Annotated in this window: 16 protein-coding genes; 2 read left to right on the top strand and 14 right to left on the bottom strand. The window is 62.7% G+C overall.

Annotated elements, in window-relative coordinates:
• Nucleotides 1–43 precede the first annotated feature (43 nt).
• The 10 genes from AC07OF_RS09860 to AC07OF_RS09815 form a co-directional block, all read right to left on the bottom strand.
• Nucleotides 44–1,435, bottom strand: coding sequence for a sigma-54 interaction domain-containing protein (locus AC07OF_RS09860; protein ID WP_495072808.1), 1,392 nt, complete (start codon nt 1,433–1,435; stop codon nt 44–46).
• 30 nt (nt 1,436–1,465) lie between these two features.
• The gene (locus tag AC07OF_RS09855) at nt 1,466–2,488 is read right to left on the bottom strand and encodes an ABC transporter permease (protein WP_157192697.1); all 1,023 of its coding nucleotides are present in this window, start codon (nt 2,486–2,488) and stop codon (nt 1,466–1,468) included.
• On the bottom strand, nt 2,488–3,546 hold the full coding sequence (locus AC07OF_RS09850) for a microcin C ABC transporter permease YejB (protein WP_157192696.1): 1,059 nt from the start codon (nt 3,544–3,546) through the stop codon (nt 2,488–2,490). The genes AC07OF_RS09855 and AC07OF_RS09850 overlap by 1 nt, the downstream gene beginning before the upstream one ends.
• Nucleotides 3,543–5,366, bottom strand: coding sequence for an extracellular solute-binding protein (locus tag AC07OF_RS09845; protein WP_495072877.1), 1,824 nt, complete (start codon nt 5,364–5,366; stop codon nt 3,543–3,545). Before AC07OF_RS09845 ends, AC07OF_RS09850 begins: the two co-directional genes overlap by 4 nt.
• A gap of 110 nt (nt 5,367–5,476) precedes the next feature.
• Nucleotides 5,477–5,758, bottom strand: a complete 282-nt coding sequence (locus AC07OF_RS09840; protein ID WP_157192695.1) for a peptidylprolyl isomerase — start codon at nt 5,756–5,758, stop codon at nt 5,477–5,479.
• Between the two features lie 32 nt (nt 5,759–5,790).
• Nucleotides 5,791–6,888: a 3-deoxy-7-phosphoheptulonate synthase gene (locus AC07OF_RS09835; RefSeq protein ID WP_157192694.1), complete on the bottom strand. Its 1,098-nt coding sequence runs from the start codon at nt 6,886–6,888 to the stop codon at nt 5,791–5,793.
• Nucleotides 6,889–7,566: 678 nt separating this feature from the next.
• Nucleotides 7,567–8,718 (bottom strand): acyl-CoA dehydrogenase family protein, encoded by a 1,152-nt coding sequence (locus AC07OF_RS09830; protein WP_157192693.1) that lies wholly within the window; start codon nt 8,716–8,718, stop codon nt 7,567–7,569.
• 16 nt (nt 8,719–8,734) lie between these two features.
• Nucleotides 8,735–9,805 (bottom strand): enoyl-CoA hydratase/isomerase family protein, encoded by a 1,071-nt coding sequence (locus tag AC07OF_RS09825; protein ID WP_495072807.1) that lies wholly within the window; start codon nt 9,803–9,805, stop codon nt 8,735–8,737.
• A gap of 142 nt (nt 9,806–9,947) precedes the next feature.
• Nucleotides 9,948–10,955 (bottom strand): aldo/keto reductase, encoded by a 1,008-nt coding sequence (locus tag AC07OF_RS09820; protein WP_495072806.1) that lies wholly within the window; start codon nt 10,953–10,955, stop codon nt 9,948–9,950.
• Between the two features lie 124 nt (nt 10,956–11,079).
• Complete coding sequence (locus tag AC07OF_RS09815; RefSeq protein WP_476447017.1) at nt 11,080–12,414, bottom strand: MFS transporter; 1,335 nt, start codon at nt 12,412–12,414, stop codon at nt 11,080–11,082.
• Nucleotides 12,415–12,575: 161 nt separating this feature from the next.
• Between AC07OF_RS09815 and AC07OF_RS09810 the strand changes: the two genes are divergently transcribed.
• Nucleotides 12,576–13,676: a sugar diacid recognition domain-containing protein gene (locus tag AC07OF_RS09810; RefSeq protein ID WP_157192689.1), complete on the top strand. Its 1,101-nt coding sequence runs from the start codon at nt 12,576–12,578 to the stop codon at nt 13,674–13,676.
• Nucleotides 13,677–13,780: 104 nt separating this feature from the next.
• Entirely contained in the window at nt 13,781–14,926 is a 1,146-nt protein-coding gene (locus AC07OF_RS09805) for a glycerate kinase (RefSeq protein WP_495072805.1), read from the top strand.
• A gap of 52 nt (nt 14,927–14,978) precedes the next feature.
• On the opposite strand, the gene AC07OF_RS09800 is transcribed toward AC07OF_RS09805, so the two are convergent.
• From AC07OF_RS09800 to AC07OF_RS09785, 4 genes are all read right to left on the bottom strand, one after another.
• Nucleotides 14,979–16,793: a sigma-54-dependent Fis family transcriptional regulator gene (locus tag AC07OF_RS09800; protein WP_495072804.1), complete on the bottom strand. Its 1,815-nt coding sequence runs from the start codon at nt 16,791–16,793 to the stop codon at nt 14,979–14,981.
• A 94-nt stretch (nt 16,794–16,887) separates the two neighbouring features.
• Nucleotides 16,888–17,772, bottom strand: a complete 885-nt coding sequence (locus AC07OF_RS09795; RefSeq protein WP_495072803.1) for a transporter — start codon at nt 17,770–17,772, stop codon at nt 16,888–16,890.
• Between the two features lie 62 nt (nt 17,773–17,834).
• On the bottom strand, nt 17,835–18,959 hold the full coding sequence (locus tag AC07OF_RS09790) for an NAD(P)-dependent alcohol dehydrogenase (RefSeq protein WP_157192687.1): 1,125 nt from the start codon (nt 18,957–18,959) through the stop codon (nt 17,835–17,837).
• 19 nt (nt 18,960–18,978) lie between these two features.
• Complete coding sequence (locus tag AC07OF_RS09785) at nt 18,979–20,457, bottom strand: benzaldehyde dehydrogenase (protein WP_495072802.1); 1,479 nt, start codon at nt 20,455–20,457, stop codon at nt 18,979–18,981.
• Nucleotides 20,458–20,521: the final 64 nt, after the last annotated feature.

Below are 20,521 nucleotides of genomic sequence, written 5' to 3'. Positions count from 1 at the left end.
CCACAGGATTGATGTTTGTCTCTTAATTGAGATCGAAGTTTCTTTATTGAGACTTGATCCCCAGCGCAACCAGCTTTTTGTACAGGGTCGATCGTCCCAAACCCAGCTGCCTTGCGGCCTCAGGTACATTGCCGGCATGGCGCGCAAGGGTGCTGGTCAACAACTGCCGTTCAAATGCGGCACAGGCCTGCCTGTAATCCAATGGTTGTACCTGCGCCTCCGGTGGCGTCAGGTTACCCAGCGCCGCCTGCAAGTCCTTGACGCCCAGTCGCGGCTGATCGGCAAGCAAGGTGGTGCGTTCGAGCACATTACGCAGCTCACGGATATTACCCGGCCAGGCATGCCGGGCCAGCAACGCTTGGGCTTCGTCATCCAGCTCGTGCTGGCTGCCCAGCTCTTCGAGAATCGCCTCGCTCAGCGCCGGCAGGTCATCCAGGCGTTCACGCAGTGGCGGCACCTGGATCGGCAAGACGTTGAGCCGGTAGTACAAGTCGGCGCGAAACTCGCCGCGGGCCATGGCTGCGGTCAGGTCAGTGGAGGTCGCGGCAATGATCCGCACGTCGCTGCGCATCATCTGGTTGGAGCCCACCGGCTCGTATTCCTTTTCCTGCAGCACGCGCAGCAATTTGCTCTGCAACGGCAGCGGCATGTCGCCGATTTCGTCGAGAAACAGGGTGCCACCCTCAGCCAGTTGCAACTTGCCCGGGCGGCCTTTGCGATCGGCGCCGGTGTAGGCACCCGGTGCGGTGCCAAAGAATTCGGCTTCAAGCAAGGTTTCCGGAATGGCAGCGCTGTTGATGCTGACAAACGCCTTGTGCGCCCGTGAAGAGGCTGCATGAATGGCATGGGCCAGCAGCTCTTTGCCGGTGCCGGTTTCGCCTAGCAGCAACACCGCCGAGTCACTGCTGGCGCCACGCCGGGCCCGGCGCTTGACTTCAAGGCTGGCAGCGCTGGTGCCGATGAACTGGGCAAAACTGTACTTGGCCTGTCGGGCACGCAGCAGCGAGCGGGTCGAGGCCAGCTCTTGCTGCATGCTGGCGTAGCGCTTGAGCAGCGGCGACAGGCTGCGCAGTTCGTCGAACAGGGCAAAGCCGATGGCGCCGATCAACGCGCCGTCAGCGTCATGCACCGGCAGGCGCATGACCACCAGCGGTTCTTTGGGCGTGTCGAGCATGTCCAGCAGAATCGGCCGGCCGTTGTTGACCACCTCGCGCATCAGGCTGCCGGGAATCACGCTTTCACAGGGCTGGCCAATGACACTGGCGGCATCTTCAAGGCCAAAGCGCCGGGCATAGCGCTGGTTCATCCAGACAATGCGCGCGTCGCGGTCAACGATCAGGGTGCCTTCGCTGGACTGCTCGATGATTTCGAACAGCGAACGGATCGCCAGTTGGCGTACCTGCTGATAATCCTTGAGGCTGTCATTGGCAGGCATGGGCCGCTCCCTGAAAATCAAAGGCTGCGATTATGCCCGTGGATCGAAGGCTTCGCGCAAGGCATCGCCGATGAACACCAGCAGCGAGAGGATCAAGGCCAGGGCAAAAAACGCGGTAAAGCCCAGCCAGGGCGCCTGCAGGTTCTGCTTGCCCTGGTTGACCAGTTCGCCCAGCGAAGCGCTGCCGGCCGGCATGCCGAAACCGAGAAAATCCAGCGCGGTCAAGGTGGTGATGGCGCCGGTGAGAATGAACGGCAGGTAGGTGAAAGTGGCATTCATGGCGTTGGGCAGAATGTGCCGCAGGATCACGCCACTGTCCTGCAGGCCCAGGGCCCGTGCGGCTTGCACGTACTCGAGGTTGCGTCCGCGCAGGAACTCGGCGCGCACCACATCCACCAGTGCCAGCCAGGAAAACAGCGCCATGATCCCCAGCAACCACCAGAAGTTCGGCTCGACAAAACCGCTGAGGATGATCAGCAGGTAGAGCACCGGCAGGCCGGACCACACCTCCAGCAGGCGTTGCCCGATCAGGTCGACCCAGCCACCGTGGTAGCCCTGCAAGGCGCCGGCGGCGATGCCGATCACGGTGCTGATCAAGGTCAGGGCCAGGGCAAACAGGATCGACACCCGCGTGCCGTACAGCACCCGCGCGAGCACGTCGCGGGCCTGGTCATCGGTACCCAGCCAGTTCACTGCCGACGGTGGACTGGGCGTAGGTTGCTGCAGGTCATAGTTGGGCGTGTCGGCGCTGAATGGCACCGGCGCGAACAGCATCCAGCCGCCCTGGTCCTTGATCAGCTGCTGCACATACTGGCTGCGGTAGTCCGGCTGGAACGGCAGCTGGCCGCCAAAGGTCTGCTCGGTGTAGCGCTTGAACGCCGGGAAATACAATTGCCCCTGATAGCCCATGAGCAGTGGTTTGTCGTTGGCCACCAGCTCGGCACCCAGGCTCAGCACCAGCAGCACGGCAAACAGCCACAGCGAGATCCAGCCACGGCGGTTGCGCCGAAAACGCTGCAGGCGTCTGCGTGAAACCGGCGACAGGCTGAACATCAGTGGGCCCTCGTGGCAAAGTCGATGCGCGGATCGACCAGGGTGTAGCACAGGTCGCCGACCAGGCGGATCAGCAGGCCGAACAGGGTGAAAATGAACAACGAGCCAAATACCACCGGATAGTCCCGCGACACGGCCGCCTCATAGCTCATGCGGCCGAGGCCATCGAGGGAGAAGATCACCTCGATCAGCAGGGACCCAGCGAAGAACACACTGATCAACGCCTGGGGGATGCCTGCCACCACCAGCAGAATCGCGTTGCGAAACACATGACCGTACAGCACCCGACGTTCGCTCAGGCCCTTGGCCCGGGCGGTGATGACGTATTGGCGGGTGATTTCGTTGAGAAAGGCGTTTTTGGTCAGCAAGGTCAGGGTCGCAAAACCGCCGATCACCAGCGCACCGACCGGCAGCACCAGGTGCCAGAAGTAATCGGCCAGCTTGCCCAGCAGGCTCAACTGGTCAAAGTCTTCTGAGACCAGGCCGCGTACGGGAAACCAGTTCAACGAAGTGCCACCGGCAAACAGCACGATCAGCAGCAAGGCAAACAGGAACGAGGGCAGGGCGTAGCCGATCACGATCAGGCTACTGCTCCAGGCATCGAAGGCCGAACCGTGACGTATCGCCTTGCGAATGCCCAGGGGGATCGACACCAGGTAGGTGATCAAGGTCGCCCAAAAGCCCAGCGACAAGGTTACCGGCATCTTTTCCAGGATCAGGTCGGTGACCTTGGCGCCCCGAAAGAAACTGTTGCCGAAATCCAGGCGGGCATACTGGCTCAGCATCAGCCACAACCGCTCGGGGGCCGACTTGTCGAAGCCGTATTGGCGCTTGATGTCTTCGATCAGCTTGGGGTCCAGGCCGCGGCTGGCCCGCGAGCTGGCATGCAGGGTTTCGACGCTGGCCCCCGGTGCACCGCCGCCGATGCCTTGCAAACGGGCGATCGCCTGTTCCACCGGCCCGCCTGGCGCGGCCTGGACGATGATGAAGTTGACCAGCAGGATGATCAGCAAGGTCGGCACGATCAGCAACAGGCGGCGCAGGATGTACGCGGTCATGGCTGCTCCTTGAGGCGCTCTGCCATCTGTGCGTTGGTCAGCGCGGTCGGGCTGACTTCCCACCAGCTGTCCAGGCCTTCGTCGTTGCTCGGCTGCACCTTGGGCAGGCCGAAGCGGTTCCACCACACCGTCGACGAACCCGGCGGGTAATAGTTGGGAATCCAGTAGTAGTTCCAGCTCAGGACCCGGTCCAGGGCATGCGCGTGGCGGAGCATGTCGGCTTTGGTTTCAGCTTTGACCAGGCCGTCGAGCAAGCGGTCTACCGCCGGATCCTGCAAGACCATGTAGTTGTTCGAACCCGGGTCGTTGGCCGCAGCCGAGCCAAAGAAGTTGTACAGCTCAAGCCCCGGCGACGGCGACACCGGGTAGCCGGTGACGATCAGGTCGTAGTCGCGGGCCATCAGCCGGTTGACGTACTGCGAGGCGTCGATGCGGCGGATCTCCAGGGTGATGCCGATTTGCGCCAGATTGCGCTTCCACGGCAGCAGCAGACGCTCGAAACCGGCCTGGCCGTTGAGAAAGGTAAACCGTAGCGGCTCGCCCTGAGCGTTGACCAGTTGATCGTCTTTGGGTTTCCAGCCAGCCGCTTGCAGCAGCGCCAGGGCTTGCAGCTGTTTGTCGCGAATGAGCCCCGAGCCGTCTGTACGCGGTGCCTCGAATACCTGGCTGAACACTTCGTCAGGCACCTGCCCACGCAGCGGTTCGAGCAGCTTGAGTTCCTGCGCATCCGGCAAGGCGCGGGCGGCCAGTGCGCTGTTGGCGAAAAAGCTCTGCTGGCGGATGTACATGTTGCGCATCATCTGCCGGTTGCTCCATTCGAAGTCCCACAGCAAGGCCAGTGCCTGGCGCACCCGACGGTCCTTGAACACCGGGCGCTGCAGGTTGAAGACGAAACCCTGGGCCGTCTGCGGTGCATCTTTGGCCAGGTGCGCCCGCTGCAACCGGCCATCGTCCAGGGCCGGGCTGTTGTAGCCGATCGAATAGCCGGTGGCGGAGAACTCGCGGTTGTAGTCGAAGCCCCCGCCGCGTAGCACCTGGCGCGCCACTTCGGTGTCGCCGAAGTATTCGATGCTCAAACGATCGAAGTTATAGCGCCCGCGGTTGACCGGCAGATCACGCCCCCACCAGTCGGAGTTGCGCTCGAAGGTGACGCTGCGGCCATTGTCGATCTTGCCGATACGGTAGGGGCCGCTGCCCAGTGGCGCTTCGAAACCGCCGCCGTTGGCAAAGTCGCGGTCTTTCCACCAGTGCTCGGGCAGCACCGGCAGGGTGGCCAGGTCCAGGGGCAAGGTGCGGTTCTGGTTGTTCTTGAAGTGAAAACGGATCTGGCGTGGGCCCTCGATCTCGACCCGTTCGACATCGGCGAACTGGGTGCGGTACTTGAGGTTGCCCTCACGTATCAGCAGATCGAAGGTGTAGCGCACATCTTCCGCGCGGATGGGTTGACCATCGGCAAAGCGGGCATGGGGGTCGAGGTAGAAGCGCAGCCAGTGTCCTTCGGGATCCCGCTCCAGTTGACGGGCGACCAGCCCATAAACGGTGTAGGGCTCATCCTGGGCGCGCACGGCCAGGGGGGCATATAACCAGCCATCGACCTCGGCCACGCCGATGCCCTTGTCGATGTACGGCAACACATGGTCGAACTGGCCGATCTCGATAGCCGAGCGGCGCAGGCTGCCGCCTTTGGGGGCATCGGGGTTGGTGTATTCGAAGTGCTGGAAACCAGCAGGGTAGCGTGGCGGTTCGCCATAGACCGTGAGGGCGTGACCGGGGGCTGCCAATACGGCATGGGTCCAGGCCAGGGCCAGACCAAAAGCGATAAGAAGGGGGGAAAGACCGGTTTGCAAGCGCCTGACTACCTGTACCCACGATTGTGGCTGAAGCTTAGCAGGTGCTGAACCGGCCCTGGCGGGCCGGTTCAGTGACGGACTCAGTCCTGACGGCTGGTCACTTCCAGCAGGTGATAGCCGAACTGGGTCTTCACCGGGCCTTGTACGGTGCCGACTGGAGCACTGAACACCACGGTGTCGAACTCCTTGACCATCTGGCCCGGGCCGAAGGAGCCCAGGTCGCCGCCCTGACGGCTGGACGGGCAGGTGGAGTTGGCTTTGGCGATTTCAGCGAAATCGGCACCGGCTTCGATCTGAGCCTTCAGTTCATTGCACTTGTCTTCAGTGGCAACCAGAATGTGACGGGCAGTGGCTTTGGCCATGGGAGATACTCCTTTGCAAGAAAGTGCCGAGACTAACCGATTAGCGCCGGATTTTCCTGTGGAATGTCACGTAAGGCTGCTGCGGCCCGGCTTAACAGCATTTCTGTCGCGCTCCATCCCAGGCAGCCATCGGTGATCGACACACCGTATTTGAGCGGTGCCTTGCCCAGCGTCTGGCAACCGTCGAACAGATGCCCTTCGAGCATCATGCCGACGATTGAGCGATCACCTTGCAGGCGTTGGCGCAATACATCTTCGAACACCGCCGGTTGGCGCAGTGGGTCTTTGCCGCTGTTGGCATGGCTGCAATCGACCATGATCCGCGGCGCCAGTCCTGCTTTGAGCAAGCCCTGACGAGCTTGCGCGATGCTGGCCTGGTCGTAGTTCGGGCCCTGGTGGCCGCCACGCAATACCAGGTGAGTGTCGGGATTGCCCAGGGTTTCGATAATCGCCGGGAAGCCCTGCGTATCCATGCCGAAATGGCGGTGCGGATGCGCCGCACTGCGCATCGCGTCGCAAGCGATGGCGACGCCGCCGTCGGTGCCGTTCTTGAAGCCCACGGGCAGCTCCAGGCCGCTGACCATCTCACGGTGGATCTGCGACTCGGTGGTGCGTGCACCGATGGCAGCCCAGCTCAGCAGGTCGTCGAAGTAGCCGGCAGCCATTGGCTGCAGCAGCTCGGTGGCAATCGGCAGGCCGCGTTCGAGCATACCCAGCATCAGGCCGCGGGACAGGGCGATGCCGGCGTGCATGTCATCGCTGCCGTCCAGGTGCGGGTCGTAGGCCAGACCTTTCCAGCCGACCGTGGTACGCGGTTTTTCAACGTAGGCGCGCATCACCAGCAGCAACTGATCGTTGACCTCTTCATTGAGGGCTTTGAGGCGATCAGCGTATTCCAGCGCCGAGCGCGGGTCGTGGATCGAGCATGGGCCGACGATTACCAGCAGGCGCGAATCGCGGCCTTCGAGAATGGCGCGCACGGCCTGGCGATGGTTTTCAACCTGATGGGCAAGGGCGGTGGTCAGCGGCATCTGCTGTTTGAGCAGGTGCGGGCTGGGCAGACGTTGGCTGACCGCAGAGTTGGCGGCTTGAGGCTGGGTCAGGGGCAGAGCGAGCGAAGACGATTGCATGGCGATTATTTCCCTGGGCGGACGGCGGGTTCAGGCCCGCGCGGTCGGCCCTATCGAGGTGTTCGACAAAGAGCCGGATTGAGATTCTGTGTGGTGCTGCCACCTGTGCTGGACCGATCGGAGGCGGCAAGCTGGCCCGAACGGGATTGGCTAAATCGCCAGGCAGTAAAGCTTGGGTAACGGTGGTAAGTGGCGTAGTTCATGGGGTAATCCTCGTTTTCTGTTCGGTTGTCTGGGGGCTGAAAAAACAAAACCCCCGGTCGGGGGGCCGACCGGGGGTTGAGTATTCTCGTGTTCGGCGGCCCCTTGAAAGTGGGCGCCGGTGTGGGTATCAGCGGCGCCTGTGGCTAAACCAATACCCAAAATAAAACGCAGCAGGAGCGGCAGTCGCACACTCGGCCACAGCCAGCACGGGACGCGATGGGCGACCTGCGTGTTGAGCGTGAATGAGGGTGGATGGCGACATGGGACTCTCCAGTTGATGAGACCGAGCTTACTTCAGGCTTTGCTGTGGTTTCAATGGCTAATTTGCATCAGTGCGATTTGACGCGTCTATCGTCGCATCTGTTGCGCCCGGTCAACTGTGGGAGCTGGCCTTGCCGGCGATAGGATCGCCGCTGTGTCAGGTGTTGCGCGGCGTCTGTATCGCTGGCAAGGCCAGCTCCCACAGTTCGCTTTTTACAGTGAGTAGTGCTTGAGCTCCCGCGCAATCAGCATGCGCTGGATTTCGCTCGACCCCTCATAGATCTGGGTGATCCGCGCATCGCGGTAGTAGCGCTCCACCGGGTAATCTTCCAGATAGCCATAGCCACCATGCACCTGGATCGCCTTGGAGCAGACTCTTTCGGCCATCTCAGAAGCGAACAGCTTGGCCTGTGACGCTTCGCTCAAACAGGGTTTGCCAGCACTGCGCAGGCGTGCGGCATGCAGGATCAGCAGGCGCGCGGCATTGATCTGCACCTGCATGTCGGCCAGCAGGTTGGCGATGCTCTGGTGCTCGTTGATCGCTTTGCCAAACTGGATCCGCTCACGCGAATAAACCAGCGCCGCTTCGAAGGCTGCGCGGGCAATCCCCAGTGCCTGGGCGGCGATGCCGATACGTCCACCTTCAAGGTTGGACAGGGCAATGGCCAGGCCCTTGCCACGCTCGCCGAGCAGGTTGGCAGCGGGAATGCGGCAGTTGTTCAAGGTCACCGCGCAGGTGTCGGAGGCGCGGATGCCCATTTTGTGTTCGCTGCGATCGACGACAAAGCCTTCGTTGTCGGTCGGCACCAGGAACGCCGAGATACCTTTCTTGCCAAGCTCCGGGTCAGTTACCGCAAAGACGATGGCAAGGCCGGCGCGACGTGCGTTGCTGACGAACTGCTTGGCGCCGTTGATGACCCAGTGATCGCCCTGCAACTCGGCACGGGTGCGCAGGTTGTGCGCTTCGGAGCCGGCTTGCGGCTCGGTCAGGCAGAAGCAACCGATCACCTGGCCAGTCGCCAGGCGCTCCAGCCAGGTCTGTTGCTGTTCGGCGCTGCCGTAGGCGAGCAGCGGGCCGCAGCCGACGGAGTTGTGGATACTCATCAACGCACCGGTAGCGCCATCGCCAGCGGCGATTTCTTCAACCGCCAGGGCATAGGCGACATAGTCGGTGTAGCTGCCGCCCCATTGTTCCGGTACGACCATGCCGAGCAGGCCCAGCTCGCCCATCTTCTTGACCACTGCATCATCGATCCAGCCGGCTTTTTCCCAGGCCTGGGCATGGGGCGCAATCTCGCCACGGGCGAAATCGCGGGCCATGTCGCGGATCATGATCTGTTCTTCTGTCAGTTCCAGGTCTTGCATCTGCGTACTCCAGGCCTTACAGGCCTTCGAAGAATTGATCCACGCGCTGACGGCTGAGGCCGGCGAGGCTCGGAGGGTTCCAGCGCGGTTGTTTGTCCTTGTCGATGATCAGTGCGCGCACGCCTTCGATCAGGTCACCATGCTCGAACCATTGCTGGTCCAGATGCAGTTCCATCTTGAAGCAGTCTTCCAGGCTCAGGTGACGGCCTCGGCGCAGCATCTCCAGGGTCACGGCCATGGCCAGGGGTGAACGGGTTTCCAGCAGATCGGCGGTTTTCAGCGCCCATTCGTGGCTGTCGGCCACGGTCACTGCCCGTAGTTGTTCCACGATACTGCTGACGTCGGGCAGGGCAAAGAAGTGATCGATGGCCGGACGCAGTCTGGCCAGAGGGGCGTCTTCGAGCACCTGGGTACCGAGCTTGCTCAGCACACCTTGCAGGTCTTTGAGCGGGTGTTCGCTAAAGCTCAGGGTGTCGAGACGTTCATCCAGCAGCGCCAGCTTGCTGCTGTCCAGGTACCAGTCGGCCAAGCCGCAGTACAGCGCGTCGGCTGCCTGCACCTGGACGCCGCTGACGCCCAGGTAGGTACCCAGCTCGCCGGGAACCCGCGAGAGGAAGTAGCTGCCGCCGACATCCGGGAAGTAACCGATGCCGACTTCCGGCATGGCCAGGCGGCTGCGCTCGGTGACTACCCGCAGTTCCGCGCCCTGGGCCAGGCCCATGCCACCGCCGAGGGTAAAGCCGTCCATCAACGCCAGGATCGGCTTGCGGTAATGGTGGATACACAGGTCGAGGGCGTATTCCTCGACGAAGAAATCCCGGTGCAGGCTGTCACCGGCCTTGTAGCTGTCGTACAGCGAACGGATGTCGCCACCGGCACAGAAGCCCTTAGGGCCTTCACCGCGCAGGACCACGGCGTGGACCAATGGATCGTTGGCCCAGGCATCAAGCTGCTGCTGCAGGCTGCGCACCATGTCCAGGGTCAGGGCATTGAGGCCGGCCGGGCGATTGAGGGTCAAGTGACCGATATGATTGCGAACCTGGGCCAGAATCGGCGCCCCGGTCGGCGTTTGAGCGTGCGCGGTCATCGCTGTCTCCCTGCTTTGTTATTGATTTTCCACGTGAAATATCACGATCTGGGTAGGCGCTAGAGGATCGCTGGATCCTATCAGTGCAAATTTGCTCAATACAATCGACAAAACTGCAGGCCGAATCTGCATTTTTGCATGCTCAGCGTGGCAGGCGACCGCTGACGAAGTGCGCGACATCGTTGTAGCCGTGAGTCGAGGCGTGTCCCGGGGTCACCAGTGAGTCAATGAACGCTTCATCTTCAGCGCTGATCTTGACCTGCAGTGCGCCGCTGTAGGTGTCCCACTGCGCTGCGGTACGTGGCCCGACAATGGCCGAGCTGACCAGCTGATTATTGAGCACCCAGGCAATGGCGAATTCGACCATGCCGACACCCTTGTCCCGGGTATAGGCGTGGATCTTCTGGGCAATGGCCAGGGACTCGGGGCGCCACTCGGTTTCCAGGATGCGCTTGTCCTGACGCCCGGCACGGCTGCCTGCATCAGGCGCGGCGTTGGGCGCGTATTTGCCGCTGAGCACGCCGCGCGCCAACGGGCTGAAGGGCACAATGCCCAGGCCATGATGCGCCGCCGCCTGGAACTGCTCGGGTTCGGCCTGGCGATTGACGATGTTGTACAGCGGCTGGCTGACCACCGGTTTCGGCACGCCCAGACGCTCGGCCAGGTTGCAGATTTCGGCAATACGCCAGCCACGGAAGTTGGACACGCCCCAGTAACGGATTTTGCCCTGGCGGATCAGGTCGCCAATGGCGGCAACGCTCACTTCCAGCGGGGTGTTGTGGTCTTCGCGGTGCAGGTAGTAGATGTCCAGGTAATCGGTGCCCAGGCGCGTCAGGCTGGCCTCGATCGCATTGAAGATGTGCTTGCGGCTCAAACCGCTGCGGTTGGGCACGCCGTCAGCCGGACCAAAGCCGACCTTGGTCGCCAGCACCCATTCATGGCGGTTGCGGGCAATCGCTTCGCCGACGATCTCTTCACTGCGCCCGGCGCTGTACACGTCTGCGGTGTCAATGAAGTTGATGCCCTGGTCCCAGGCTTTGTCGATGATATGCAGGGAATCTTCGGCGCTGGTGGGCTCGCCGAACATCATGCTGCCCAGGGTCAGGGCGGACACTTGCAGGCCGCTGCGGCCCAGTGGACGGTAGATCATGATCGAGAATCCTTGGCAGGTTGGATCCGATCTGTTTTACACAGTTCTAGCGGGGTTTGAAAGCATCGCGGGGCAAGCCCGCTCCCACCGGGTGGGAGCGGGCTTGCCCCGCGAAAGGCCCGCCTCAGTTCACCGATTCAGCCACCGAACCGGTAACGCGCGAACGGGAAACCCGCAGGGCCACCAGGCTGCCGACTACAATCAGGCCGGCCAGTGAATACAGCGCGGCATCGGTCGAACCGGTCTGGTCCTTGATGAAACCCACCAGGTACGGGCTGAGGAATCCGGCCATCTGCCCGACCGAGTTGATGATCGCCAGGCCCGCCACTGCTGTGCCGGCACTGAGCAGCGCAGTGGGCATCGGCCAGAACATTGGCAGGCCGGTGAGGGCGCCCATGGTGGCGATGCTCAGGCCGACAATGGCAATCGCCGGGCTGTGCGCGAAGTTGACCGCGATCAGCAGGCCGACCGCGCCCATCAGCATCGGCACCACCAGGTGCCAGCGCCGCTCGTTGCGCAGGTCCGCCGAACGGCCCACCAGCAGCATGAACACACCCGCGAGCAGGTAAGGAATCGCGCTCAACCAGCCAATCAGCAGGGCATCGCTGAAGCCCAGGCTCTTGATGATCGACGGTAGCCAGAAGTTGATCGCGTACACGCCGCTCTGGATGCAGAAGTAAACAAAGCCAAAGGTCCAGATCATCGGGTTGGTGAACACCGAGAGCAGGCTGTCACTGGTGGTGACCGGCTTGCTGGCGGCATCCACGGCCAGGTCATGCTTGATGATTTCGCGCTCTGCCGGGCTCAGCCATTTGGCTGTGGCGTAGCCGTCACTGAGCAGGAACACTGCCATGAAGCCGAGCAATACGGTTGGCAGCCCCTGGATCAGGAACATCCACTGCCAGCCGGCCAGGCCATGTTGACCGGCGGCGAAGTGGTTGAGAATCCAGCCGGAGAATGGCCCGCCGAGCAGCCCGGAGACCGGGATCGCCGACATGAACAAGGCCATGATCCGGCCGCGGCGCGTGGCCGGGAACCAGCGCGAGAGGTACAGCACGATGCCGGGGAAGAAGCCCGCTTCAGCCGCGCCGGTGAACAGGCGCAGCACGTAGAACTCCATCGGCGTGGTGACGAACAGCAGGCACGTCGACAAGGTGCCCCAGACGATCATCATCAGCGCGATCCAGCGTCGCGGACCGAAGCGGTTGAGCGCCAGGTTGCTGGGCAGGCCGCACAGCACATAGCCAATGAAGAAGATACCGGCACCGAGGCCGTAGATGGTTTCGCTGAATTTCAGTGCATCGAGCATCTGCAACTTGGCGAAGCCAACGTTGACCCGGTCCAGGTAGTTGAACAGGTAGCAGATAAAGATGAAGGGGATCAGCCGCAGGGTGATGCGCCGATACAGCGCATTGCGGGTGTCGTCTTGGCCTTGGTCAGGGGCAGGGCTGTATGACATGATTTGCTCTCTTCGTTTATTTTTATCGCCGCAGCCTGCGTCGAGGCGGCTGCTGCGATGAGTCTCGGTGAGCGGACCGTGGCTGTCTTTGTGCTTTTGCACAGCATTTTCAGCGGCCTGCTGTGCCGCGGACCAATCATTGCGACAACAAGGATCCTCCCATGTTCGAACTGGACCATGACCTGGCGCAAGATATCGTCGATCGGGCAATGGCGATTTTGCCGTGCAACGTCAACGTCATGGACAGTCAGGGGCTGATCCTCGGCAGCGGTGAGCCGGAGCGCATCAATACCCGTCATGAGGGGGCGCAATTGGTTCTGGCCAACGGCCGGATCGTCGAGCTGGATGTCGAGGCAGCCAAATGTCTGAAGGGTGTGCAGCCGGGGATCAACCTGCCGCTGTTGCTCGATGGTCGATTGATGGGGGTGTTGGGCCTGACCGGCGACCCGCAGCAACTGCGTACCTATGCGCAACTGGTACGCATGACCGCCGAGATGCTCCTGGCCCAGCGCCATATGCAGGTGGAGCAGCAGTGGCGGCGCCAGCGTTGCGACGATTTGCTCGCCTTGTTGCTGGGCGGCTCGGGTGACTCACCCCGTTTGGTCGACGAAGCCCGGCAATTGGGGCTCAAGCCGCAGTTGCCGCGGGTGCCTTGCCTGTTCGAGCTGGATAGCGGTCCGGCTGCAGAAACCTTGGCCAGCTGGTTGATGAGCCGCTATCCGGACAGCTGGTGCGTAAGTCCTGCGCGCCAGTCGCTGCTGTGGTGCCGACCGGCCAGCGTGACCCTGGATGAACCGCGCTTGCTGGAGAAACTCCAGCGCCATGGCTGGCAGGTGCAGCGCCTTGCTACAGGTTCGGCCGCGCAGAGCCTTGAGCAATTGCGCCGTGGTTACCGGCGTGTCCGCGACTTGCAGGCCTATGGCCGCGAAGTGCTGCCGGACGAGCGAATTCTTACCCTTTCCCGCTACCGGCTGCCGGCACTGCTGTGGCGTCACCGCAACGATGATGCCCTGGACGAGCTGCTCGAACCCTTGCAGCGCATTCGCGCCAAAGACAACAGTGGTCAACTGTTGGCGACCTTGCGCGCCTGGTGTGCTCACGATGGCCAGAGCCAGGCCTGCGCCGACGCCTTGGGGATTCACCGCAACAGCTTGCGCTATCGCCTGGAGCGCATAGCCGAGTTGAGTGAGGTCGACCCCTTGCGTCTGGATGGCATGCTGAGCCTGTACCTGGGGTTGCAGTTGCTGCCTGCTGGCGCCTGATTGGGCAAACTGACCAACCCGGGGGCAGCGCTTTTGTGCATCCGACAGAAGCCCGCACGTTGCCTAGCTGTCAGCATGCAACAATCTGGACCAGGAGAATCCCCATGAAAATCGTCATCGCCCCCGACTCGTTCAAGGACAGCCTCAGCGCCGAAGGGGTGGCCGATGCTATCGCCCTGGGCCTGGCTCAGGTCTGGCCGCAGGCGCAATTGCTCAAGTGCCCGATGGCCGATGGTGGCGAAGGTACGATGGAAGCGATTATCGCCGCCTGCAGCGGTGAACTGCGCCGCGAGCAAGTACAGGGCCCGCTGGGAGAACCGGTTCAGGCGGGTTGGGGCTGGCTGGCCGAGAGCCGCACGGCGATCATCGAGATGGCCCAGGCCAGTGGCTTGCAGTTGCTCAGCCTGGCGCAACGCGATGCCTGTCGCAGCAGCACATTCGGCACCGGACAGTTGATCGCTGCCGCCCTTGATGCAGGCGCACGGCGAATCATTCTGGCCATCGGCGGCAGCGCCACCAATGATGCTGGCAGCGGCATGTTGCGGGCACTGGGTTTGCGCCTGTTCGATGCTCAAGGACAGGCACTGGCCGAAGGCGGCCTGGCCTTGGCCCAGCTGGCACGTCTGGACGCCAGCGGGCTGGATCCGCGTCTGGCCGAGGTGCAGCTGGAAGTCGCCGCGGATGTCGATAATCCGCTGTGTGGCAATAACGGTGCTTCGGCTATTTTCGGACCGCAGAAAGGCGCCAGCCCCGAGCAGGTTCAGGCCCTGGATCAGGCACTGGGACATTTCGCCGATCATTGCGCACGATTGCTGGGTGAAGACGTACGCGACTTCCCCGGTTGCGGTGCGGCCGGCGGCATGGGCTTTGCCGCCAAGGCGTTCATGCAGGCCACATTCCGCCCCGGTATCGACGTTGTCGCCGAGTTGGCCGGGCTGGAGCAGGCGGTACAAGGCGCCGACCTGGTGATCACCGGAGAAGGGCGCTTCGATGCCCAGACCCTGCGCGGTAAAACCCCGTTCGGTGTTGCCCGGATTGCCCGGCGCCAGGGAGTGCCGGTGCTAGTGATTGCCGGGACCCTTGGTGAAGGTTACGAGCAACTCTATGCCCACGGTATCGATGCCGCCTTCGCCCTGACCAATGGCCCGATGAGCCTGGAGCAGGCCTGTGCCCAGGCCGCATCGTTGCTGCAAGCCCGGGCGCGGGATATCGCGCGGCTATGGCGTTGCGCGCAGGCGACTCAGGGCTGAGCCAGCCGCGCCGGGAGGGCGATGCGGGTCGCTACACGCAAGGAAAGTTAATTCAGTCCTTGAGTTTCTTGTACAGCGTGGTCCGTGAGATCCCCAACTGGCTAGCGGTCGCCGAGACATTGCCGCCGTTTGCCTGCAAAGCCGATTCAATCGTCCGTCGTAAAGTGGCTTGCAGATCGTCAGGCTCAGGCGCTGAGCCGCTGCTTTGCAGGTCTGCTGGCAAATGGCAGGGCAAGGTCATGGGCTCGCCACTGGCCAATGCCGCGGCCAGGCGCAGCGTCTGCTCCAGCTGGCGGATGTTGCCCGGCCAGGTGTGATGTTGCAGCAGCTGAACCACGTCGGGGTGCAGCGGCGGCGCACCATGACGCAGGCGCAGGCGTTCGATCAGCAGGGGGAGGTCGCTACGCAGGCGTAACGGCGGCAGGTTGATGGTCAAGCCATTCAAACGGTAGTAGAGGTCTTCGCGAAACAGCTGCGAGGTCATGCGTTGTGCCAGGTCGCAATGCGTGGCGCTGATCACCCGCACATCCAGTGGTCGGCGTACGGAACTGCCGAGGCTGGTGATCTCGCGTTCCTGCAGCACCCGCAGCAACCGGGTCTGCAAGGCGGCCGGCATGTCGCCGATCTCGTCGAGCAGCAAGGTGCCGCCATGGGCTGCCGCCAGCTGGCCACTGGAGCCGCCCTTGCGTGCACCGGTGAAGGTGCCTTCGGCATAGCCGAACAACTCGGCCTCGATCAGGCTTTCCGGAATGGCCGAGCAGTTGATCGCGACGAAGGGTGCTTGCGGGTTCCATTGCTCGTGCAAGGTGCGGGCGAAGACCTCTTTGCCGGTGCCGGTCTCTCCCAGCAACAGAATCGGTACGCCAGCAGCAAAAGCCTTGTGGGCGTTAGCCAGTTGCTGGTTGAGCAGCGCATCGCTGCCCTGGGCCGTGGTAGGACGGGTGAGCCGCGCGGGTGCCGGGGCAGGTTTGCGTACAGCGGGTTCGATCAACTGGCCGTACAGTTTTGAGCCGTCGGTGAGGATCAGCTGTTGCGCCACCGGTCGAGCGTCCAGCAGGTTGTTGGCATCGAACAGATGTTCTAGCTTGAGGTGGTCATGGTTGTAGCCGTTGAGCCCGAGCAGCCGCTGGGCAGCACGGTTGGCGCAGCGGATGCTGCCGTCGGCGGCCACCGCCAGCAAGCCCTGCAACGCGGTGCCGAGCAGGTGCGGGTCGTGTTGCAGCGAGAGTATCCGGCAGTCGCTCAAACCCGCGAACAGGCGATTCTCAACCGCCATGGCGGCATGGTTGAGTTGTTCTAGCACAGCGCCGGCCTGGCGATCACCGATGCCGGTGATGTCCAGGGCGCCAAGCACCTCACCGCGCAGACCGCGTAACGGCACGCTGACACAGAAAAACCGCTCGAAATCGTTGAGGTAGTGCTGGTTGCCGGTCAGGATGATGGGCTTGTCTTCGGCCAGGGTGCAGGCGGGCGCCGTGGTGCCCAGATCCTGCTCCTGAAGCCGTCGACCGACCTGCAACGGCGACAGTGGGCTGAGCAGGTCATAGGCCTGGCGGGCATGCACCAGCACGCCGTCGGGGTTGACGCAAAACAGGGCCCAGGAAGCGCCGCCGATGTGTTCCCACAGTCGGTCGATTTCCGGTTGCACGCAACTGGCCAGTTGCAGGTCCTGCTCGGCCAGTGGCTGCAAGTCATCATCGGGTCGTGCCTGCCAGCCATCCGAAGGCTGCACGCCGGCCGCCCGCGAGCGCACCCAGGAGTCTACGACGGCATCGGGCAACAGGTTTGCCGGCAGGTTTTCGCCTTCAGCAAAGCGTTGCCGGGCAATGGCCAGGCGTTGCTGATAGGCGGGCATTCGGGCATCCATCGAGACACCTGTGTTAAGAGTGGAGGCATGCCGTCTGGCCCTGGAGGGCTGACGGCCGCCTTTGGTTATACGCCGGTCTTGTTCAGCGTCAAGCCTAGAACAGCAGCACGGCGCGAAGGTTGACGCCTATCTCTTCCTGAAAGCCGCCCTCGGTTCTAACGTCATGGGTCAACTGAGTGCTGAACTGCACCCTTGGCGTCAGCATTTGCTGGAACTCCAGGCGTACTTGCTGAACCTCGGTCTTGGTGCCGTTGTAGTTGCCGTCCAGATACTGCTTGCCGCCGGTACTTGCGCTGTAACCCAGGGCCAGACGCTGACTGGGATTGAAGTCGTAACGCAGATTGGCCTGCAACTGGTAGGTCTTGTCCTGTTCGAGGGTTTGCTGGCCAGCCTGCTGGTTGTCGCCATAGATGACCGCATCGGCATACCACTCCATCGCCAGCTTGCCCCACAAGGGTTCGATCCAGCCCAGTTGCAGGTCGAGCTTGTAGCGATTTTCGCCAAGGTTGATCGCCTCATTGCGGTCATATTGGCCCCAGGGCAGGTACACCAGCGGGATGATACCGAGGTAGCGGCCGCTGACACCGGCGTGCGGTTGATTGATCAGCCAGAAGGTTGCGCCAATGATCGGGTCGGCCATGCCGCTGTTACTGCCCAGCGACTGGCCGCCGATTCGCGCATCGTAGACGTGGCCAAACGGCAGGAGGATCTGCGGCGCAAAGGTAGTGCCGCCGATATCGACGTAGTGGATCAGACGCAAAATGCTGATGTTGGACCTGATCCCGGTGTCCTGCTTGGCATCGGGACCGCCGTCTGCGTTGTAACGCTCGGCGCGGCCATATTGCTGGTACCAGGCGGCGAGGTTGGTGCCGCTGGGAAAGGCGATGTAGTCACCGGAGTTGACGTCAACGGCCAATGATTTTGTCGAGGCGAGCGCCAGCGCCAACAGGCCCAGGCGGGGTCGGGAAAGTGTGAACACAGAGCGGTACCTTTTTTTGTTGTTATTAGCAGGCGGGGCGCTCGGCGCCCCGGGTCTGTCAGTTAGTTGTGGATGCGGATGACCGGTTTGAGGGTCAAGCCTTTTTCGCTGTCTTCAGCGGCCTGGTTGATGTCCTTGAAGCTGTAGAACTTCACCAGGCGATCGAACGGGAAACGGCCTTGCAGGTAGAGTTCGACCAGTTCGGGGATGAACTTTTGCGGCACGCTGTCACCTTCGACGATGCCGCGAATGCTCTTGCCGCCGAGCAACAGGTCGTTGACGTCGAACTCGGCAGTGACGCCCAGCGCTGGTGCGCCGACCACCCCCAGGGCGCCACGGCTTGCGAGCGCATCGACGGCCTGGCGCAACACGGCTGGCCGTCCGGTCGATTCCAGGGCGAAGTTCACCCCGCCAGCGGTGATTTCGCGGATTGCCGCCACTGGATCGACGTCCTTGCTGTTGACCGCATGGGTGGCGCCCAGCTCCAGGGCCAGGGCCAGGCGTGACGGCACGACATCGACGGCAATGATGGTTGTCGCCCCCGCGACACGCGCGGCGAGCACGGCGCTGAGCCCGACTGCGCCACCACCAAATGCGGCAAAGCTGCTGCCCGGAGTGACTTTCAGCGAGTTGATCACTGCGCCCGCGCCGGTCTGGATGCCGCAGCCCAAGGGCCCCAACAGTTCCAGCGGTGCTTTCGGGCTGACTTTGACCGCATTGTTTTCGCGCGCCAGTGCCAGGCTGGCAAAGGACGACTGGGCAAAGAAGTGGTCGTTCAGCCGCTGTCCGCTTTCATCACTCAGGGCGCTTTCGCCCTGGGGATCGGCGCCGCTGAAGTTGCGTGCGAAGAACTCCTGGCAGTACGCGGTATGACCGCCGCCACAGGACAGGCAATGGCCGCAGTGGCCATAGCTGAGCACCACATGGTCACCGACCTGCAGCCCTTTGACCTGTGGGCCGATGGCCTCGACCACACCGGCGCCTTCATGGCCCAGCACTGCCGGCAGTGGCACCGGATAGTACTGGTCACGCACGATCATGTCGGTATGGCACATGCCTGTGGCGACGATGCGTACCAGTACTTCGTCCGCGCGCGGTGCACGGATACGTGCGGCTTCCAGGGTGAAAGGGGCTCCTCTGCCACGGGTGACGGCTGCGGTGACGGGATAGTAGGCAGTTGTATTCATTGTTATTGTCCTTTGCCGGTTAAAGAGGGTAGGCCGGGGCTTCGCCCTTGACCGTCAGCCATTGCCACTGGGTGAACTCTTCCCAGTTCGCCGGGCCGCCGATGCTGGCGCCATTGCCCGAGGCGCCGACACCGCCAAACGGGTTGACGACCTCGTCGTTGACGGTCTGATCGTTGATATGCAGCAGTCCGACACGCAGTTGTTCACCCAACTTCAACGCGCGGCCGACGTCTTGCGACAGCACGGCGGCGGAGAGGCCGTATTCGGTGTCGTTGGCCAGGGCGACAGCATCGGCATCGGTGTCGAACGGCACCACCACCGCCACCGGGCCGAAAATCTCCTCGTTGAACGCCGGGTTGTCGCGGGTCACACCGCTGAGCACGGTGGCCGGGAAAAACAGCCCCTGAGGTTCGCCGCCGACTTCCAGTTTTGCGCCCGCCTGTTGCGCGGCCTGCACGATGCGCTGGGCGTTCTCGCATTGCTGGGCATTGATCAGTGGTCCCAGATGCACCTGGCCTTTGGCCGGATCGCCGACGCTGAGGCTGCGGGCCTTGGCCACCAGGCGTTCAAGGAAGCGCTCGTAGATACCGCGCTGCACCAGCAGGCGGCCGGTGGACATGCAGATCTGCCCCTGGTGCAGATAAACGCCCCAGGTGGCGTTGGCCAGTGCGAGGTCAAGGTCGGCATCGTCAAGAACGATCAGCGAATTTTTCCCGCCCAGTTCCAGCGAGACTTTCTTCAAGTGTCGGCCAGCCGCTTCGCCAACCTTGCGCCCGGCGCCGGTGGAACCGGTGAACTGAATCATCGCTACATGCGCATCGCTGGTCAGCGCCGCACCGGCGTCGGCCCCGCCGGGCAGCACGTGCAGCAGGCCGGCGGGCAGCCCGGCCAGTTCAAACACCCGGGCGATAACGAAGCCGCCGCACACCGCCGTGCGCGGGTCAGGCTTGAGCACCACGGCATTGCCGGTGGCCAGCGCCGGTGCGACCGCACGGATGGCCAGGTACAGCGGGAAGTTGAATGGCGAAATCACCCCGATCACACCGAGCGGGCGGCGACGGGCCAGGCTCAAGCGGCCGGGCACCGAAGGGAGCACTTCACCCTGACTGCGCGAAGGCAGGCTGGCGCTTTCGTGCAGTACCTTGATGCTCAGGCGGGTTTCGAATTCGGCTTTTTCCCGCGTGGAGCCGCTTTCACGCACCAGCCAGTCGGCGATTTCATTGGCATGGCGTTCGGCGACCTGGGCGGCCTTGCGAAATACCGCAGCGCGCTCGTCATAGGACAGTTGAAACCATTTGGTCTGGACGAGGTGAGCAGCCTTGGTGCTGCGCGCGACCTGATCGGCGTCGGCGTTGGCCAGGGTGCCGAGGGTCGTGCCGGTGGCCGGTTCCAGTACCGCTGTCGTTGGCGCTTGTCCGGCTTGCCATTGGCCGGTGAACAGATGCTCGTTCCAGAGTGCGGCGGGGAGCAGAGGTTGCAGTAAGGCAGAGGTAGTCATCGCAAGTGTTCCTGTTTTTTGTAGGAGCGTGACGATGTACAGAGCAGAAGCTGTGCCAATCGGT

Source organism: Pseudomonas sp. GW821-FHT10B02, from assembly GCF_059415665.1.
The sequence above is the reverse complement of the archived record's forward strand: the minus strand, read 5'-3'. Positions and strand labels throughout refer to the sequence as shown.

Excerpts from the sequence above, each read along its gene's own strand:
- AC07OF_RS09860 (WP_495072808.1), bottom strand. The coding sequence starts at position 1,435 with ATGCCTGCCAATGACAGCCTCAAGGATTATCAGCAGGTACGCCAACTG.
- AC07OF_RS09855 (WP_157192697.1), bottom strand. The coding sequence starts at position 2,488 with ATGTTCAGCCTGTCGCCGGTTTCACGCAGACGCCTGCAGCGTTTTCGG.
- AC07OF_RS09850 (WP_157192696.1), bottom strand. The coding sequence starts at position 3,546 with ATGACCGCGTACATCCTGCGCCGCCTGTTGCTGATCGTGCCGACCTTG.
- AC07OF_RS09840 (WP_157192695.1), bottom strand. The coding sequence starts at position 5,758 with ATGGCCAAAGCCACTGCCCGTCACATTCTGGTTGCCACTGAAGACAAG.
- AC07OF_RS09835 (WP_157192694.1), bottom strand. The coding sequence starts at position 6,888 with ATGCAATCGTCTTCGCTCGCTCTGCCCCTGACCCAGCCTCAAGCCGCC.
- AC07OF_RS09830 (WP_157192693.1), bottom strand. The coding sequence starts at position 8,718 with ATGCAAGACCTGGAACTGACAGAAGAACAGATCATGATCCGCGACATG.
- AC07OF_RS09825 (WP_495072807.1), bottom strand. The coding sequence starts at position 9,805 with ATGACCGCGCACGCTCAAACGCCGACCGGGGCGCCGATTCTGGCCCAG.
- AC07OF_RS09820 (WP_495072806.1), bottom strand. The coding sequence starts at position 10,955 with ATGATCTACCGTCCACTGGGCCGCAGCGGCCTGCAAGTGTCCGCCCTG.
- AC07OF_RS09815 (WP_476447017.1), bottom strand. The coding sequence starts at position 12,414 with ATGTCATACAGCCCTGCCCCTGACCAAGGCCAAGACGACACCCGCAAT.
- AC07OF_RS09810 (WP_157192689.1), top strand. The coding sequence starts at position 12,576 with ATGTTCGAACTGGACCATGACCTGGCGCAAGATATCGTCGATCGGGCA.
- AC07OF_RS09805 (WP_495072805.1), top strand. The coding sequence starts at position 13,781 with ATGAAAATCGTCATCGCCCCCGACTCGTTCAAGGACAGCCTCAGCGCC.
- AC07OF_RS09800 (WP_495072804.1), bottom strand. The coding sequence starts at position 16,793 with ATGGATGCCCGAATGCCCGCCTATCAGCAACGCCTGGCCATTGCCCGG.
- AC07OF_RS09790 (WP_157192687.1), bottom strand. The coding sequence starts at position 18,959 with ATGAATACAACTGCCTACTATCCCGTCACCGCAGCCGTCACCCGTGGC.
- AC07OF_RS09785 (WP_495072802.1), bottom strand. The coding sequence starts at position 20,457 with ATGACTACCTCTGCCTTACTGCAACCTCTGCTCCCCGCCGCACTCTGG.